Source organism: Salmonella sp. SA14318 (assembly GCF_029866905.1).
Classification (GTDB): Bacteria; Pseudomonadota; Gammaproteobacteria; order Enterobacterales; family Enterobacteriaceae; genus Salmonella; species Salmonella enterica.
The window spans coordinates 4,099,328-4,117,303 of record NZ_CP123282.1 but is presented as its reverse complement, the minus strand read 5'-3'; the positions used below and the strand labels follow the sequence as shown (position 1 = coordinate 4,117,303).

At 50.9% G+C, this 17,976-nt stretch carries 13 protein-coding genes; 6 read left to right on the top strand and 7 right to left on the bottom strand.

All coding sequences use genetic code 11. The annotated features are described in order from the left end of the window. The first annotated feature begins 201 nt into the window (after positions 1-201). Complete coding sequence (locus QEN32_RS19605) at positions 202-408, top strand: DUF1107 domain-containing protein (RefSeq protein WP_000689229.1); 207 nt, start codon at positions 202-204, stop codon at positions 406-408. 84 nt (positions 409-492) lie between these two features. Here the strand turns inward: QEN32_RS19605 and QEN32_RS19600 are convergent, their stop codons facing one another. Continuing rightward, the gene (locus QEN32_RS19600) at positions 493-1,836 is read right to left on the bottom strand and encodes a hemolysin family protein (RefSeq protein WP_000934974.1); all 1,344 of its coding nucleotides are present in this window, start codon (positions 1,834-1,836) and stop codon (positions 493-495) included. A 182-nt stretch (positions 1,837-2,018) separates the two neighbouring features. Continuing rightward, positions 2,019-2,657 carry a peptide-methionine (S)-S-oxide reductase MsrA gene (gene msrA / locus QEN32_RS19595; RefSeq protein ID WP_080212859.1) on the bottom strand — a complete coding sequence of 213 codons (639 nt, stop codon included), beginning with the start codon at positions 2,655-2,657 and terminating at the stop codon, positions 2,019-2,021. Positions 2,658-2,869: 212 nt separating this feature from the next. On the opposite strand from msrA, the gene tamA reads away from it, so the two are divergent. The 3 genes from tamA to QEN32_RS19580 are packed head-to-tail and all read left to right on the top strand — an operon-like array spanning position 2,870 to position 8,726. Then, entirely contained in the window at positions 2,870-4,603 is a 1,734-nt protein-coding gene (gene tamA / locus QEN32_RS19590) for an autotransporter assembly complex protein TamA (protein ID WP_001120235.1), read from the top strand. Next, positions 4,600-8,379, top strand: coding sequence for an autotransporter assembly complex protein TamB (tamB, locus tag QEN32_RS19585; protein WP_000060822.1), 3,780 nt, complete (start codon positions 4,600-4,602; stop codon positions 8,377-8,379). The genes tamA and tamB overlap by 4 nt, the downstream gene beginning before the upstream one ends. A 2-nt stretch (positions 8,380-8,381) precedes the next feature. Continuing rightward, positions 8,382-8,726, top strand: a complete 345-nt coding sequence (locus tag QEN32_RS19580) for a gamma-glutamylcyclotransferase (RefSeq protein WP_001219167.1) — start codon at positions 8,382-8,384, stop codon at positions 8,724-8,726. A gap of 54 nt (positions 8,727-8,780) precedes the next feature. Here QEN32_RS19580 and QEN32_RS19575 read toward each other — a convergent pair whose 3' ends face one another. The 4 genes from QEN32_RS19575 to fbp form a co-directional block, all read right to left on the bottom strand. Further along, positions 8,781-9,989, bottom strand: a complete 1,209-nt coding sequence (locus QEN32_RS19575) for an MFS transporter (protein ID WP_000203131.1) — start codon at positions 9,987-9,989, stop codon at positions 8,781-8,783. Beyond that, a complete protein-coding gene (locus tag QEN32_RS19570) occupies positions 9,986-11,149 on the bottom strand; it encodes a metallo-dependent hydrolase (RefSeq protein WP_079954622.1) in 1,164 nt (387 codons plus the stop codon). Before QEN32_RS19570 ends, QEN32_RS19575 begins: the two co-directional genes overlap by 4 nt. 409 nt (positions 11,150-11,558) lie before the next feature. Next, positions 11,559-12,089: an inorganic diphosphatase gene (gene ppa, locus QEN32_RS19565; RefSeq protein WP_000055079.1), complete on the bottom strand. Its 531-nt coding sequence runs from the start codon at positions 12,087-12,089 to the stop codon at positions 11,559-11,561. 226 nt (positions 12,090-12,315) lie between these two features. Next, the gene (fbp, locus tag QEN32_RS19560) at positions 12,316-13,314 is read right to left on the bottom strand and encodes a class 1 fructose-bisphosphatase (protein WP_000853764.1); all 999 of its coding nucleotides are present in this window, start codon (positions 13,312-13,314) and stop codon (positions 12,316-12,318) included. 174 nt (positions 13,315-13,488) lie between these two features. Here fbp and mpl point away from each other — a divergent pair, with 174 nt between their 5' ends. Then, positions 13,489-14,868, top strand: a complete 1,380-nt coding sequence (gene mpl / locus QEN32_RS19555) for a UDP-N-acetylmuramate:L-alanyl-gamma-D-glutamyl-meso-diaminopimelate ligase (RefSeq protein WP_001219833.1) — start codon at positions 13,489-13,491, stop codon at positions 14,866-14,868. A gap of 492 nt (positions 14,869-15,360) precedes the next feature. Beyond that, complete coding sequence (iolR, locus tag QEN32_RS19550; protein WP_000033840.1) at positions 15,361-16,194, top strand: myo-inositol utilization transcriptional regulator IolR; 834 nt, start codon at positions 15,361-15,363, stop codon at positions 16,192-16,194. 50 nt (positions 16,195-16,244) lie between these two features. On the opposite strand, the gene iolT1 is transcribed toward iolR, so the two are convergent. Next, positions 16,245-17,678 carry a myo-inositol import MFS transporter IolT1 gene (iolT1, locus tag QEN32_RS19545; RefSeq protein WP_000107709.1) on the bottom strand — a complete coding sequence of 478 codons (1,434 nt, stop codon included), beginning with the start codon at positions 17,676-17,678 and terminating at the stop codon, positions 16,245-16,247. Positions 17,679-17,976: the final 298 nt, after the last annotated feature.

Genomic DNA, 17,976 nt, shown 5'->3' with positions numbered 1-17,976 from the left:
TGAAAAATGAAGGCATATACTGAGAAAAATGAGCTGATGTTTAGATAATTCTGAATAACTGTAATCAAAAGGTAAATATACTTATGCACACTGGAAACGACGTAGATATGGTCTATAGTCATATGGCATTAAAATTTGCGCCTTAGAACTGTTGGGCCGATTGTGGCACCGCAAGGGCGTAATACTCTGCAGGAGACAACAATGAAAATTTTCCAACGCTACAACCCGCTACAGGTGGCGAAGTACGTGAAGATCCTGTTCCGTGGACGGTTATATATCAAGGATGTTGGCGCTTTTGAGTTCGATAAGGGTAAGATTCTTATCCCAAAAGTGAGAGACAAGCAGCACTTGTCTGTGATGTCTGAAGTTAACCGTCAGGTTATGCGTCTGCAAACTGAGATGGCGTAACCAAAAGTGCTATGCAGTAGGTTAAAAAAGTAAAAAAAAACGGCTCCTGAATCAGGAGCCGTTGATGTTTCTGGCAAACGGATTTCAGGCCGCGCTGTCTTCTTTACCTTGCGCATCGGGCAGTTTTGGCGCCGGTACGTTGCTTTTATTGTCGAGACGCGTCACCAGCAACTGATCGATACGGTAGTTGTCGATATCCACCACTTCAAATTTGTAGCCGGAAAATTTCACCGAATCAGTACGTTTTGGGATCTTGCGCAGCATAAACATCATAAAGCCGCCAATGGTTTCATAGTTGCCGGATTGCGGAAACTCATCGATATCCAGCACGCGCATGACGTCGTCAATCGGCGTGCCGCCGTCAACCAGCCAGGAATTTTCATCGCGCGCCACAATTTGCTCTTCCAGTCCCTGGCCGACCAGGTCACCCATTAGCGTGGTCATCACATCGTTCAGCGTAATGATACCGACGACCAGCGCGTATTCATTCATAATGACCGCGAAATCTTCGCCCGCCGTTTTGAAACTTTCCAGCGCCTCAGAAAGGGTCAGCGTATCCGGCACAATCAAGGTATTGCGAATTTGCACGCCGCTATTCAGCGCCATACTTTGGTTCGCCAGCACGCGATTCAGCAGATCTTTGGAGTCTACATAGCCGATGATGTGGTCGATATCTTCATTACACACCAAAAATTTTGAGTGCGGATGTTCGGCGACCTTTTTCTTCAGGCTTTGTTCGTCTTCGTGCAGATCAAACCAGATGATACTTTCGCGCGACGTCATAGAAGACGGTACGGTGCGGGATTCAAGTTCAAACACATTTTCAATCAGTTCGTGCTCTTGCTTGCGCAAGACGCCCGCCAGCGCGCCGGCTTCCACCACTGCGTAAATATCATCAGAAGTAATGTCGTCTTTCCGCACCATTGGAATTTTGAACAGGCGGAAGATGTTGTTTGCCATGCCGTTAAACAGCCACACCAGCGGGCGAAAAACGAACAGGCAGAAGCGCATCGGGTTGATGATACGCAAAGCCACAGCTTCTGGCGCAATCATACCGATGCGTTTCGGGGTTAAATCCGCGAACAGGATAAACAGCCCCGTCACCAGCGAGAAAGAGAGAATAAAGCTCAGCTGCTCGGAGAGTTCTGGCGACATATAGTGCGAGAAAAGGGCGGAAAAGGCGGGCGAAAATGCCGCATCGCCGACGATACCGCCAAGAATAGCGACGGCGTTCAGGCCAATTTGCACAACGGTGAAAAACATGCCGGGATTTTCCTGCATTTTCAATACGCGTTGTGCGTTGATACTGCCTTCATCAGCTAATAACTTAAGTTTAATCTTACGTGATGCGGCAAGCGAGATCTCGGAGATGGAGAAGAACGCACTTACAGCGATCAGGCAGAATATAATGAATATACTGTTTAACATATCTTATCCGGCGAAACGCCAGATCCTCGGAAGGGAAGTTTATAAATCCGTGTGGTAACGTTTAATGAAAACCGGCTCGTAGCAGTGAGCCGATAAGTTCAGGGCTAGTATAGCGTAAGCTACTGTAAAGTCGCCAGAGGGTTCATTTTCAACTCCGACAAGTTCCCCCTACGCCAGCGTCGTCACGCGTCAGGCGGCAGGCAAACGCCGATCCCGCCAATCCCGCAGTAACCGTATGGATTTTTGTGCAGATACTGTTGGTGTTCATCTTCGGCGTAGTAAAACGGCGTCGCATGGGCGATTTCCGTGGTAATAGGGCGATGGTCTCCGGCGGCGGCCATTGCCGACTGAAAGCGCTCGCGACTGGCGTGAGCGGCGGCACTCTGTTCCGGCGTTAAGGGATAAATCGCAGAACGGTATTGCGTACCGTGATCGTTACCCTGTTGCATCCCCTGCGTCGGATCGTGATTTTCCCAGAAGGTCTGTAAAAGCTGCTCATAACTGATAACGGCAGGATCGTACACTATCCGTACCGCTTCGGCATGACCGGTCTGCCCGGAGCAGACTTCCCGGTAGGTTGGATTAGGCGTGTAACCGCCCGCATACCCTGCCGCGGTGCTATATACGCCGGGCAATTGCCAGAATAAACGTTCTACGCCCCAGAAACAGCCCATAGCGAAGTAGGCGATCTCCATCCCGGCAGGGACATTGGTCATAGAGTGTTCATTTACCGCATGCAGAGTGGCGATCGGCATCGGGGTGTTGCGTCCTGGTAACGCATCTGCTTGAGTAACCAGATGTTTTTTATCAAATAAACTCATGAGCTATTCTCCCGAAAGCGTTAATTGGCGTTAAGGTTGTAACGAGACGCATCTTTGCACACAATAACAACATTAATGTATCTGGATTTAACCATAAGAAATATTTGGGCAGTCGTCTGCTTTTCAATCGCAATTGTTGATTTTATGTTAAGCCGCGGAGCGGTAGTGTGATTTTTTCCAGGGGTGGGAATAGGGGATATTCAGGAGAAAATGTGCCACATATCCGTCAGTTATGTTGGGTTAGCTTACTGTGCCTGAGCAGTTCTGCGGTAGCCGCAAATGTTCGTCTGAAAGTCGAAGGGCTATCCGGAGAGCTGGAAAAAAACGTTCGCGCACAGCTCTCTACGATTCAGAGCGATGAGGTGACGCCGGATCGGCGCTTTCGCGCCCGAGTTGATGATGCGATTCGCGAAGGGCTTAAAGCGTTAGGCTATTACGAACCCACTATCAAATTCGACTTGCTTCCACCGCCTGCGAAAGGACGGCAGGTATTAATCGCCAGGGTTACGCCCGGCCAGCCGGTGTTGATTGGCGGTACAGAAGTCATTTTACGCGGCGGCGCGCGCACGGACAAAGATTATCTGGCCTTACTGAAAACGCGTCCGGCAATCGGCACGGTGCTGAACCAGGGAGACTATGACAATTTTAAAAAGTCGTTAACCAGCGTGTCGCTACGTAAAGGCTATTTCGACAGCGAATTCGTTAAAAGTCAGTTGGGAATTGCTCTGGGCCGTCATCAGGCGTTTTGGGATATTGATTATGATAGCGGTGAGCGCTATCGCTTCGGACCTGTCACCTTCGAAGGTTCGCAGATTCGTGATGAATATTTACAAAATCTGTTGCCGTTTAAAGAGGGCGATGAGTACGAGTCGAAAGATTTGGCGGAACTAAACCGCCGACTTTCCGCTACCGGATGGTTTAATTCTGTCGTGGTGGCGCCGGAATTTGAGAAATCGCGTAAAACAAAAATTCTGCCGTTAAAAGGCGTGGTATCGCCGCGAACCGAAAATACGATTGAAACCGGGGTGGGGTACTCCACCGACGTCGGGCCGCGCGTGAAAGCGTCGTGGAAAAAACCGTGGATGAACTCTTACGGTCATAGTCTGACCACCAGCACCAGTATATCTGCGCCGGAACAGGTGCTGGATTTTAGTTATAAAATGCCGCTGCTGAAAAACCCGCTGGAGCAATACTATCTGGTACAGGGCGGTTTTAAACGGACCGATTTGAATGATACGGAGCAGGACTCGACCACGCTTGCTGTTTCGCGTTACTGGGACCTTTCCAGCGGTTGGCAGCGGGCGATTAACCTGCGCTGGAGTTTCGACCACTTTACCCAGGGGAACGTCACCAATACCACCATGCTGTTCTACCCGGGCGTGATGATCAGCCGAACCCGCTCGCGAGGGGGACTGATGCCAACCTGGGGCGATTCGCAGCGCTATTCAGTAGACTATTCGAATACGGCCTGGGGCTCCGACGTGGATTTCTCCGTGCTGCAGGCGCAAAACGTCTGGATTCGGACTTTGTACGATCGCCACCGTTTTGTGATGCGCGCCAATTTGGGCTGGATAGAAACCGGTGATTTCGACAAAGTTCCGCCGGATTTACGTTTCTTCGCCGGGGGCGACCGCAGTATTCGCGGCTATAAATACAAATCTATTTCGCCTAAAGATAGCGACGGCAATCTTAAAGGCGCCTCAAAACTGGCAACCGGATCGCTGGAGTACCAGTATAACGTCACCGGCAAATGGTGGGGGGCAGTGTTTGTCGATAGCGGCGAGGCGGTGAGTGATATTCGCCGTAGCGATTTCAAAACCGGGACCGGGGTCGGCGTGCGCTGGGCGTCGCCGGTTGGGCCTATCAAACTCGATTTTGCCGTACCGGTCGGCGACAAAGACGAACACGGTTTACAGTTTTATATCGGTCTGGGGCCTGAATTATGAGTTTATGGAAGAAAATAAGCCTCGGCGTGTTGATTTTCATTGTGGTGTTACTGGCGAGCGTTGCGTTTCTGGTCGGGACGACGACGGGGCTGCATCTGGTATTCAGTGCGGCGAACCGCTGGGTGCCGGGGCTGGAGATTGGGCAGGTCACCGGCGGCTGGCGGGACTTATCGTTAAAAAATATCCGCTATGAGCAGCCGGGCGTTGCGGTAAATGCGGGCGAAATTCATCTGGCCGTCGGGCTTGATTGCCTGTGGCGCAGTAGCCTGTGCGTCAATGATCTGGCGCTAAAAGACATTAATGTCGCTATCGACAGCAAAAAAATGCCGCCTTCCGAACCGGCGCAAGAAGAGGAAGAAAGCGGACCGCTGAACCTCTCCACGCCCTGGCCCATCACGCTGTCGCGCGTGGCGTTGAATAACATCAATATCAAGATTGATGACACTACCGTTTCGGTGCTGGATTTTACCTCCGGGCTGGCATGGCAGGAGAAAAACCTGACCCTGAAACCGACGCGGCTTCAGGGATTGCTGATCGCGCTGCCGAAGGTCGCTGACGTGGCGCAGGAAGAGGTGGTTGAACCCAAAATCGAGAAACCTCAACCGGATGAAAAGCCGCTTGGCGAAACGCTAAAAGATCTGTTTGCAAAACCAGTAATGCCGGAGATGACTGATGTTCACCTGCCGCTCAATCTGAATATCGAGTCATTTCGCGGCGAGCAGCTACGCATCACCGGCGATACCGATCTGACGGTGCGCACGATGCTGCTTAAAGTCAGCAGTATCGACGGTAATATGAAGCTGGATACTCTGGATATCGACGCCAACCAGGGCACGGTGAAAGCCTCCGGTACGGCGCAGCTCGCCAATAACTGGCCGGTTGATATTACGCTCAACAGTACGCTGAATATCGATCCGCTAAAGGGTGAAAAGATAAAACTCAAGGTCGGCGGCGCGCTACGCGAACAACTGGAGGTCGGGGTGAACCTTTCCGGGCCGATGGATGTCGCGCTTCGCGCCCAGACGCGGCTGGCGGAGGCCGGTTTACCGCTCAATCTTGAAGTCGTCAGCCAACGCATTGCCTGGCCATTGACGGGTGATACCCAGTTTCAGGCTGACGATCTGAAGCTCAAACTGAGCGGTAAGATGACCGACTATACGTTGTCGATGCGAACCGCCGTGAAAGGACAAGATATTCCGCCGGCGACCATTACGCTGGATGCTAAAGGGAATGAGCGGCAGATTAATCTCGATAAACTCACCGTCGCCGCTCTGGAGGGAAAAACCGAACTGAAAGCGCTGGTGGACTGGCAGCAGGCGATTAGCTGGCGTGGCGAACTGACGCTGAATGGCATCAATACCGCTAAAGAGATCCCGGATTGGCCCGCGAAGCTTAACGGCGTCATGAAAACCAAAGGCAGCCTCTACGGCGGCACCTGGCAGATGGATGTTCCGGAGCTCAAGCTGACCGGCAATGTGAAGCAGAACAGCGTTAACGTCAACGGGACGCTAAAGGGCAACAGCTACATGCAGTGGACGATCCCGGGGCTGCACCTTGCGCTGGGCCCAAACAGCGCCGATATAAAAGGCGAGCTTGGCGTTAAGGAGTTGAATCTTGACGCCGCCATCGATGCGCCAGGGCTGGATAATGCGCTGCCAGGACTGGGCGGCATGGCAAAAGGAATCGTTAAAGTCCGCGGTACGGTAGAAGCGCCGCAGTTGTTGGCGGATATCACCGCCCGCGGCTTGCGCTGGCAGGAGCTGTCTGTCGCCCAGGCGCGCATTGAGGGCGATATTAAATCCACCGATCAGATAGCGGGCCATCTCAACGTTCGCGTAGAGCGGATTTCGCAGCCCGACGTTAACATCAATCTGGTGACGCTTGACGCCAAAGGCAGCGAGAAGCAGCATCAGCTACAGCTCCGTGTTCAGGGAGAACCGGTATCCGGTCAACTCTCCCTGACAGGCAGTTTTGATCGCGAGGCGGCGCGCTGGAAAGGGACGTTAAGCGACACCCGTTTCCAGACGCCAGTGGGGCCATGGTCGTTGACCCGCGCGATTGCGCTGGACTACCGTAATAAAGAACAGAAAATTAGTATCGGGCCGCATTGTTGGCTGAACCCGAACGCCGAGCTGTGCATCCCGCAAACCATTGATGCGGGCGCCGCAGGACGGGCGGTGGTCAATCTCAACCGCTTTGATCTGGCGATGCTGAAGCCATTTATGCCTGATACCACTCAGGCCAGCGGGATCTTTAGCGGGAAAGCGGACGTGTCGTGGGACACCACCCAGGAGGGATTGCCGCAGGGGAAGGTCACGCTTTCCGGTCGTAATGTGAAGGTCACGCAGACCGTCAATGACGCGCCGTTACCGGTCGCGTTTGAGACGCTGAACCTCAGCGCCGATCTGCACAATAATCGCGCCGAGCTGGGATGGCTGATTCGCCTGACGAACAATGGTCAATTCGATGGCCAGGTGCAGGTAACCGATCCTCAGGGGCGGCGCAATCTCGGCGGTAACGTCAACATGCGCAATCTCAATCTGGCGATGGTCAACCCTGTCTTTTCGCGCGGCGAAAAAGCGGCGGGAATGTTAAACGCCAGGCTACGTCTGGGCGGCGATGTGCAAAGCCCGCAGTTGTTTGGTCAGTTGCAGCTTAGCGCGCTGGATATTGACGGTAACTTTATGCCGTTTGAGATGCAGCCGAGCCAGCTCACCATGAACTTTAGCGGGACGCGTTCGACGCTCGCCGGTATCGTGCGAACACAACAAGGGCAAATTAACCTGAACGGCAACGCCGACTGGAGTCAGATTGACAACTGGCGCGCGCGGGTGACGGCGAAAGGCAGCCGGGTGCGGATTACCGTTCCGCCGATGGTGCGCCTGGATGTCTCGCCGGATGTGGTCTTTGACGCGACGCCTTCGCTGTTCACGTTGGATGGGCGTGTGGACGTTCCGTGGGCGCGAATTGTGGTGCACGACCTGCCGGAGAGCGCGGTCGGCGTCTCCAGCGATGTGGTTATGCTCAACAATGACCTGCAACCAGAAACGCCGCAGACAGCGTCTATTCCCATCAACAGTAATCTGACGGTCCACGTCGGCAACAACGTGCGCATCGACGCCTTCGGGCTTAAAGCGCGTTTGACCGGCGATTTGAAAGTCGCGCAGGATAAGCAGGGGCTGGGGCTGAATGGTCAAATCAATATTCCTGACGGCCGATTCCGCGCCTACGGCCAGGACCTGCTTGTCCGTAAAGGCGAGCTGCTGTTCTCCGGCCCGCCGGATCAGCCGCTGCTCAATATCGAAGCGATCCGTAACCCTGACGCCACCGAAGACGATGTCATTGCGGGCGTGCGCGTCACAGGCACTGCTGATGAACCCAAAGCGGAAATCTTCTCCGATCCGGCGATGCCGCAGGCTGAAGCGCTTTCTTATCTGCTGCGTGGGCAGGGGTTGGACAGCAATCAGAGTGATAGCGCAGCAATGACTTCCATGCTTATTGGCCTGGGGGTTGCGCAAAGTGGTCAGGTTGTGGGTAAAATCGGAGAGACATTCGGTGTAAGTAATCTGGCGCTGGACACGCAAGGGGTGGGCGATTCGTCCCAGGTTGTGGTCAGCGGCTATGTACTGCCGGGTCTACAGGTGAAGTATGGTGTAGGGATATTTGACTCTCTGGCGACGCTCACGTTACGTTATCGCCTGATGCCTAAGCTATATCTGGAAGCAGTGTCTGGCGTAGATCAGGCACTTGATTTGCTCTATCAGTTTGAGTTTTAGCAATGCGAATATTTGTCTATGGCAGTTTACGACAGAAACAAGGCAACAGTCACTGGATGACCAATGCCCAATTGCTTGGCGATTACCGTATCGATAACTACCAGTTGTATAGTCTGGGCCACTATCCAGGCGCAGTTCCGGGAAACGGAGCGGTATACGGTGAAGTTTATCGAATTGATAACGCCACGCTGGCCGAACTTGATGCTTTGCGCACCAGGGGCGGTGAATACGCACGCCAGTTAATCCAGACGCCTTACGGCAGCGCATGGATGTATGTATATCAACGTCCTGTTGATGGGTTAACTCTGATTGAAAGCGGTGACTGGTTAGACAGAAACCAGCCCTGAACTGAACACGCCACCCTCGGGTGGCGTTGTTTTTTTACATTCTGGCTGATGACGCTAGCGCCGGGCATGGTGAGCTCTTATTCTGCCGTAGATCAATAATGACGCGCCGCCCAGGATAACAATGCATCCGAGAACCATAAATCCCTGCATATAGCTGCCGGTTGTCCGGTAAAAATAGCCGACCATTAGGCCTGCCAGCGTACCGCCGCCGCCGGCGCCGATGCCATTAATAATACCGGAGGCTGGGCCAATCGCATGGGGTTTAACGTTCGACTGGATAATCGACCAGATATTGGGGGTAAAGCTGGCGGCATAATAGCCCATCGCCAGGGTAATGAGCGTGATTTTAAAGCCTGGCGCATCGACAAATGGCAGGAGAAATAACATCACGCCGGGGATTAGTAGGCCCAGTGAAGCAATAAGTACACGTTTTTGTGTCTTATCACTGATCCATGAGATAGGGATTGCCAGTATAACCGCAGTCAGATAAGGCAGAGAACTGACCAATGCTTTACTGAATCCGGTATAGCCGAGAGAATTGACAACCATGGGGATCCATAACGTAATTCCCCAGAACAACATCCCTTGAGTGATGTAGGTAAAAATAAGGAGTAGGAAGGGGGTTCCGCCCAGCGATTCCAGGGTAAGTTTAGTTTTCTCTGTTGGCGCCGGCGCACGATAATAAGGCGCTTCTTCCTGTTTTTTTAGCATTGTTATATAAAGTGGAACCACAACAACAATGCCGATCACACCAGTGATAATAAAAACATTTCGCCAACCGAAGGCAGCATCCAGCGGAGACAAAATCATAAATCCCAGGCCTAATGCCAGGAACTGTCCATAATACTGGATAATGCTGTTCGCCTGCGTCCGTTCTTTGTCTGAAAACCAGTCGCTGGCGAAGCGGGACTGCTGCGGCCAATAAATGCCTTCGGTAATGCCAAGCACCAGCCGACAAATCAAAATAACGTACACTGACGAGGTAAATCCGACAAAAACGGTCGCAATCGACCAGATTAGCACCATCAGAATGACTATTTTTTTCGGATCGTATCGCTGGGTAAATACGCCGCCAAAAATATTTGAAAAGGCATAGCCAATAAGAAATATGGTTAATACAATGCTGGCCGTTGCGCCATCAATATTCAGGTCGTGTGTAATCGTAGGTAACGTAACGGAAAGATTAGAACGGTCAAGATAAGCAACAAAAAGGCCGAACATTAATGTCGCGCCGATCCGTAGCCATTTTTGCATTGAGGTCATTTTTCAACTCCGTTTGGCCGCGCGCCAAAATCAATTTGACGAAATAATATCTCACCGGATTTTATGGTCATTTGTGGTACCAGCACATGCGTCCCCGTGAGCGTTTCACCATGAATATCGGCAAATTCAACATGCCTGTTTTTTAATTTAAAGATGGCGATATCGGCAAATGCCCCAGGGGCCAGCGTACCAATTTCTGCTGCCATACCCATTAAAACTGCTGGGGTATGGGTACAGGCGTTAATGACATCGGTAAGCGCGACGCCGAGTGCTAAATATTTCGATAAAATCCATGGTAAGGCGTAAACAGGCCAGGCGAGTTTAGTGATGGTTGAGAGATCGCTACTGATGATATCCGGAAGAAAGCCATTGGCGATGGCCCGGCGTGCCGTGTTCATTGAAAAATGGCTGCGACCATTGGCGGCATCAAATATAACGCCTCTTTCCCTTGCCTGACGGACTTCGGCTAAGACAGCGCCTTCATCAGTAAGAATGGTGCTACCTTTGCCGTGAAACGCATGAGCGATAATATCGCCGCGGCGTAGCAAGGAGACAAGTTCTTTCATGGGAACGACGGGATGAGTCGAGTGTATTGCCACGGGACACTTTAAATCGTTGGCAATACGAAGGGATTCAGTCAGCGGTTTTAAGCCATATTCAGCAATGTCCTCAGTCTGAACCTTGAGTTTTAATCCCTGAAGAACGTTGCGATACTGACGAAACAGCGCGTGGATCTTATTTTCATCAATATTGTCAGGATCATAATTTTCTTGTGACCAGGTTTGGCCCGGCGGCGACACGGTCAGAAACGCTTTGATTCGAACTTTGCTGGCGCAAATCACCGTTCGGTAGAAGGCATCAAAGTTTGCCGTACCGGCAGAACCTGCATCCACGACGGTGGTGACGCCATTCGGCGGCATGTACATATCAGGCCTGACGCCGCCTTCCGTCGCGTCATAAAAAACATGCGCGTGATAATCGATAAGACCGGGAGTGACGATCATGCCGTCGGCATGGATAATCCGGGTCTCCGAAGTTACAGGATATTTATCGGCATCAACGATAATATCGTTAATGATGCGTAAATTGTTAATCTCATTAATATTACGAGCGGGATCGATGATATGTCCACCGGTAATTAATATATCATTTTTCATCATAATCTCTTAAAATAGTAAATAATTATGGCAGCCCTTAAAAATATATTAAAAAGTGTGTTTTGAGCGGATGTTATGTTGGATTAAAAATACGGTTATTGGTAGGGAGAGCTTAGGATACCTTATTAAAAAGGTAATCGGGCTTATGCACTAAATAAGAATTTAGCGCTTGCTAATATTTAGGGCGTAAGTCCAGAGGAGTCTGCGGGCATTCACAAAACAATTATTATCTTAAGCTTTTTAGAGAAACCGTGAGCGTATTCAACCCTTTTTAATAAAAAATAAGGTAGAGTCTTATTCATTCCGTGAATGTTAAACTAATAATGATAAAAATTGTGTTCTATTCATTAGCCAATAAAAAGGCCCTCATTACTATGAGAGCCTTTATCTTGACGATTATGTAAAAGCGAACTTATTTCTTCGCTGCGCGCTCGAAGGAGGCAACGATTTCCGCTTTAGCCGCTTCGGCGTTGTCCCAACCGTCAACTTTCACCCATTTGCCTTTTTCGAGATCTTTATAATGCTCGAAGAAATGAGTGATCTGCGCTTTCAGCAGTTCCGGCAGATCGTTCACATCTTTAATGTGATCGTACTCTTTGCTCAGTTTGGTGTGCGGTACGGCAACCAGTTTCGCATCTTCACCGGATTCGTCGGTCATTTTCAGTACGCCAACCGGACGGCAACGGATGACGGCGCCTGGCTGCAGCGGGTACGGCGTCGGGACCAGAACGTCTACCGGGTCGCCGTCCAGAGACAGGGTATGGTTGATGTAACCGTAGTTGCACGGATAGAACATCGCGGTGGACATGAAGCGGTCAACGAACAGCGCGCCGCTCTCTTTGTCAACTTCGTATTTGATCGGATCTGCGTTAGCCGGGATCTCGATAACGACGTAGATATCTTCCGGCAGTTCTTTACCCGCCGGGACGTTGAGTAAGCTCATGTCTGTTTCCTTTGAATTTATGACAAACAAGTGGCGAGTATTATAGCCAACTCACGCCGAAAGTCTTCGCTTGTTTTCGTTTCCGCCTCATCTGGCGCGTCGTTGCGGAGCATAAACGACAAAGGTTAAGAACCGAAAAAATCACGGGCCTGATAAGGCAACGCCGCCATCGGACATGTTATTGCCCAATGGCGGCTTCATGCGTTATTCCGCATGGTGGTAAAGATTACGCGTCCGGGTATTCGCGGATAAAGCGTTCCACATCGTCAACCATATGGCGGTTGCCAACGAAGAACGAGCGGCGCTGGTGCAGGCTTTCCGGAATGATATCCAGAATACGTTCTTTACCATCGCTTGCTTTGCCGCCGGCCTGTTCCGCGAGGAACGCCATCGGGTTGCATTCATACAGCAGACGCAGTTTTCCCTGCGGATGGCTGGCGGTGCTGGGGTAGAGATAGATGCCGCCTTTCAGCAGGTTGCGGTGGAAATCGGCCACCAGAGAGCCAATGTAACGTGAGGTATAAGGGCGACTTGTTGAACTATCCTCTTCCTGGCAGAATTTGATGTACTTCTTCACGCCATTCGGGAACTTAATGTAGTTGCCTTCGTTAATGGAGTAGGTTTTACCCTTTTCCGGGAAACGCATACGTTCCTGGCACAGACAGAACACGCCCAACGACGGATCGTAGGTGAAAGCGTGTACGCCGCAGCCGGTGGTGTAAACCAGCATGGTGGACGAGCCATACACGACATATCCCGCAGCGACCTGTTTGTTGCCGGGTTGCAGGAAATCTTCTTCGGTGACCGGCGTGCCGACAGGCGTCACGCGGCGATAAATCGAGAAAATCGTACCGACAGAGACGTTAACGTCGATGTTAGAAGAGCCATCCAGAGGGTCCATCAGCACCACATATTTCGCGTGTTCGCAGCCTTCAAAGACGACAATTTCGTCCTCTTCTTCCGATGCGATGCCCGCTACAATATCGCGCGCTTTTAGTGCAGCTTTCAGTTTCTCGTTCGCGAACAGATCGAGTTTCTGCTGAACCTCGCCCTGTACGTTCTCAGCACCGCTGGCACCCAGGATATCGACCAGACCGGCCTTGTTGATATCGCGGTGGATGATCTTGGCGCCCAATTTTATTGCCGACAGCAAAGCAGTGAGCTCACCGGTAGCCTGAGAGAACTCGTGCTGCTTTTCGACAATAAATTCACCTAACGTTTTCATAACACTTTCCCTGCAATTGATTGGAGTAAAGCGACCGTAACAATCTTAACAAACATTTCAGATGATGCGCTCAGGTGAATCGCGCCAGCAAAGTACAGATTTACCTGAAATGCGTTTCTCACTTGCCTGACATGTGCGTAAAATGGCTCGCAGATAAAAAAAGGATAGTGACGTATGCGCATTCATATTTTGGGAATTTGTGGCACTTTCATGGGGGGGCTGGCGATGCTGGCTCGCTCGCTTGGTCATGAAGTAACGGGTTCGGACGCCAATGTGTATCCGCCGATGAGTACCTTACTTGAGAAGCAAGGCATTGATCTGATCCAGGGTTATGACGCCAGCCAGCTCGATCCGCAGCCGGATCTGGTGATTATCGGCAATGCGATGACGCGCGGGAATCCGTGCGTGGAAGCGGTGCTGGAAAAAAACATTCCCTTTATGTCTGGTCCACAGTGGCTGCACGACTTTGTGTTGCGCGATCGCTGGGTACTGGCGGTCGCCGGTACCCACGGCAAAACCACGACCGCAGGCATGGCGACCTGGATACTGGAAGCGTGCGGGTACAAACCGGGCTTCGTGATCGGCGGCGTACCGGGCAACTTTGAGGTTTCCGCGCGCCTGGGCGAGAGCCCGTTCTTTGTTATCGAAGCGGATGAGTACGACTGCGCGTTCTTTGATAAACGTTCTAAATTTGTGCATTACTGCCCGCGGACGCTGATCCTCAACAACCTTGAGTTTGATCATGCCGACATCTTCGACGATCTGAAAGCGATCCAGAAGCAGTTCCACCATCTGGTGCGCATCGTGCCGGGGCAGGGGCGCATCATCTGGCCGGAAAACGACATCAACCTGAAACAGACCATGGCGCTGGGCTGCTGGAGCGAGCAGGAGCTGGTGGGCGAGCAGGGACACTGGCAGGCGAAGAAGCTGACTACGGATGCTTCCGAGTGGGAAGTGTGGCTGGACGGCGAAAAAGTCGGCGATGTGAAATGGGGCCTGGTCGGCGAACATAACATGCACAACGGTCTGATGGCGATTGCCGCCGCGCGCCACGTGGGCGTCGCGCCCGCAGAAGCGGCCAGCGCGTTGGGGTCATTTATTAACGCCCGCCGCCGTCTGGAACTGCGCGGTGAAGCGAACGGCGTGACGGTGTATGACGATTTTGCTCACCATCCGACGGCAATTCTGGCCACGCTGGCGGCGTTGCGCGGTAAAGTGGGCGGCACCGCGCGCATTATCGCAGTGCTGGAGCCGCGCTCTAACACGATGAAGATGGGGTTATGCAAGGATGACCTGGCACCGTCGTTAGGGCGTGCGGATGAAGTGTTCCTGCTGCAGCCGCCGCATATTCCGTGGCAAGTGGCGGAGGTCGCCGAAGCCTGCGTACAGCCTGCTCACTGGAGTGGCGATGTCGATACGCTGGCGGAAATGGTGGTGAAAACCGCACAGCCTGGCGATCACATCCTGGTGATGAGCAACGGCGGTTTCGGCGGCATCCATCAGAAATTGCTGGATGGGCTGGCGAAAAAAGCTCAGAACGTAACAGCGTATTAAATGACTATGCGGTCAGCCAGCTTTGTGGCTGGCTGTTTTATATGGGGGCATCTTGCCATCGAAAGCGCATTCCGCTCGCCGGGAGACGTTAAAGCAATACTGAAAAAATCATTTGCCGCTCAGTATTGAAAAAGAGTAGACGCATATCCTTAAAGTAATCAGTGTAATACACTAAGAGTGTTCCGCCAGTTGCCGTATGCGGGACGAAAAGAGCCAGTTCGCAATAACAGATGAAGGTTTCGTGATTTATAAACGTCATCTTCTGCCTTTCAACGTTTGCGATGCCGCCTGGCTGCGGGCATCGTCCAGTCATAACAATGCTGATCCTGTCGCATTTATGCGGTCAGATTCAGATTGCTCAGAACCCAGCCCGCCAGCAAATTCTGTACTGAAGGTAACCACAGCGCAATTTGAATGTTGTTAACTGTATGTTCAGTTCATTTGTGCTAATATGGTTATTTACGAAATTTTCGTTCTATTAGAGTATCATGCATGTCTAAACATCAAACTCAACTTTCCTTACTGCAGGATGATATCCGCAGTCGCTATGACAGCCTTAGCAAACGTCTTAAACAAGTTGCTCAGTATATTCTGGATAACAGTAATAGCGTTGCTTTTGACACGGTCGCTTCCATCGCGCAACATGCCGATGTTCCCCCTTCGACACTGATTCGTTTTGCTAATGCGTTTGGTTTTAGCGGATTTAATGAAATGAAACAGGTATTTCGCCAGCACCTGATGGAGGAAACAGTAAGCTATACCGAGCGGGCGCGTCTGTTCAGACAGAAAAATGCGGATGAAGGGGAACCTACCCCGGAAAAGCCGGGTGAAATTCTGAAGCTATTTTCAATGGTGAATGCACAGGTATTACAACAATTACCGGTGCAGATTAAAAATGAGCAGTTGGATGCGGCGGTCAATCTGTTAGCGAAAGCCGACAATATTTATGTGATTGGATTACGTCGTTCGTTTAGCGTGGCCAGTTATTTAACCTACGCATTGCGTCATCTGGAGAGACGGGCATTTTTAATTGACGGTATTGGCGGAATGTTCTCTGAACAGCTAAGTATGGTCAGCCCTGACGATGTTGTTATTGCCATCAGCTACTCGCCTTACGCGCAGGAAGTGGTGGAATTAGTCGAGCTTGGCGCGAAACGCGGTGCGCACCATATTGCGATAACCGATAGCCAGGTCAGCCCGCTGGCAGCGTTCAGTGAAGTCTGTTTTGTGGTACGTGAAGCGCAGGTCGATGGTTTCCGTTCTCAGGTCGCGTCCATGTGTCTGGCGCAAACGTTAGCGGTTTCACTGGCGCTGGCGACGGAGTAAAAAAACAAGCCGATGATCGTATTTAGCGATCATCGGCATTGTGGTGAAACTTAATCAGAATAACGTTCGGTTTGAATTGGCTGCAGTTTTTTTCTGCGTTTTGCTAACACTACGCTCTCCATTTTCTCCAGCGAAATGCCTTTTGTTTCCGGCAGGTAACGGCAGATAAAGAAGTAACTGAAGATGCAGCAGATGGCGAATATCCACATTGGAAATGCGCCGTGGAAATGCGAAAGTAAATACGGGTTTTCATTAATCATCGGGAAGAATTGCGAAACTAAAAAGTTTGCCATCCACATAAATCCGACCGAAATACTCATTCCCTGCGACCTCATCCGGTTAGGGAATATTTCAGAAATAAGCACCCATGCGCCCACGCCCCAGGAAAGCGCGTAGAAAATCATAAAGAACAGCATACCGAATAGCGCGAAATAACCGGTTGCCTGGCTGTACAGCGCCCATGAGGTGAGCAACAAGCCGATGATGCTGCCAATAGTGCCTTTACGCATCAGCGACAAACGCCCCATCTTATCCATAATCATTGCGCCAATAATGGAACCGATAAGCTGAATCACGCCGATCCAGATTGTCTGGAACAGGGCCTCCTGGGCGCTACCGGTCACATCCTTAAGGACGATTGGCGCGTAATACATCATGACGTTAACCCCTGTTACCTGTTGCAGCATAGCGATCATGCAGCCCAGAATCAGGATGAAACGCACGTTCCCGTCGCGGTAATTGAGTTTTTGATGGGCGTTTAGTTGGTCGTTTTGCAGTGAGGTTTTTATATCGGCAAGAAGATGTCTGGCATGTTCTTCGTTGGATATTTTGGTCAGTATTTTTAGCGTCTCCTCCTCGCGACCAATCATCATCATCCAGCGGGGAGATTCCGGGATTAAAAAGACTAAAATACAGAACAAAATGCAGGGAATAATACCCGCAGCAAACATATAGCGCCAGCCAAGTTCAATGAGCCAGGTATCCGCTGCAATCGATGCTATTTTGTAGTTAACGTAGAAGATCAGAATCTGACCGAAAACGATAGCGAACTGCTGCATACTTAATGCTCTGCCGCGCATGTTTTTCGGTGAGACTTCAGACATATACATCGGTGATACTGTTGCCGCCAGGCCGACTGCCAGTCCACCGATAATGCGATAAATCACAAAATGGGTGAACGTGTAGGAGAGGGAGGTGCCCACTGCGGAAATAGTGAATAACAGCGCTGAAACCATCAATGATTTCTTGCGTCCAAAACGTTTGGATAAATATCCGGCGCTAAACGAACCAATAACGCACCCCACCACAACGCAGGAAACCGCCCAGCCGGTCTCAGCAGGAGATAGATGAAAGTAGCTGGTCAGTGAACCAATCGCACCTGAAATAACAGCAGTATCGTAGCCAAATAATATTCCGCCCAGTGCGGCAATCGCGCAGATGCGTAATATGTAACCCGTATTATAACAACTATCTGATGTGGACATAGGTAGATTATCTCCAGAATAAACTTCATCTATCTGTTTGAATTTAGTGAACAAATAGACAAATTCATCTTATGTCGGTCATTGCCGTAGCTCTGCCGACGATCTTATAGCTATTGAGAACTCTCGTTTCACAACCTATGTTTTAATTTCAAAACGATCAATAATGAAACTTATGTTTTGTTATGGGTATCACATTTCGAATTTCATAATCCTGGCGTTTTTTATCGTTAAGATGCTGCGTTTTGCGCAGTGCTCTCCTGTATCTTGATGAATTTACTTAATTTTATTGCTTTCGTGA